This is a genomic window from Mesorhizobium escarrei (assembly GCF_935825525.1).
Classification (GTDB): Bacteria; Pseudomonadota; Alphaproteobacteria; order Rhizobiales; family Rhizobiaceae; genus Mesorhizobium; species Mesorhizobium escarrei.
In genome coordinates this window covers 1-433 of record NZ_CAKXZT010000064.1, presented here as the reverse complement: position 1 = coordinate 433, position 433 = coordinate 1, and the positions used below count along the sequence as shown (strand labels likewise).

The window sequence follows — 433 nt, the reverse complement described above, 5'->3', positions numbered from 1 at the left end:
CAGCGAGGTCGGCTTCGAGGTCGGTGGCCGGATCATCTCGCGCGATGTCGACATAGGCGCCGTCGTCAAGAAAGGTCAGAAGCTCGCTGAGCTCAGTGCCGTCGATTACCGCAACAAGGTGACCGCCGCACAGGCCGATCTCACGGCGACCAAGGCCACGCTCGTCCAGGTCGTGGCCCAAGAGGAACGCTTCCGTATTCTGCTCGGCAAGGGCTTTACCACCCGTTCCCAGTACGATGAGGCGCTGAAGTCGCTGCAGAGCGCACAAGCTGCCGTCCAGGCGGCTGAAGCCAATCTCCGGATCGTTGAAAACCAGCTCGGCTACACGCAGCTGCTTGCGCCTGACGACGGCATTGTGACGGCGGCTGGCGCGGACCCTGGTCAGGTCGTGGCCGCGGGTCAGATGATCGTCGAGATCTCCCGCAATGACGCG

1 protein-coding gene is annotated in these 433 nt (G+C 63.5%); it reads left to right on the top strand.

Going from position 1 to position 433, the window contains the following annotated elements:
- A partial coding sequence (locus tag NMG80_RS04540; protein WP_254017030.1) for an efflux RND transporter periplasmic adaptor subunit occupies nt 1-433 on the top strand: 433 nt, incomplete at both ends.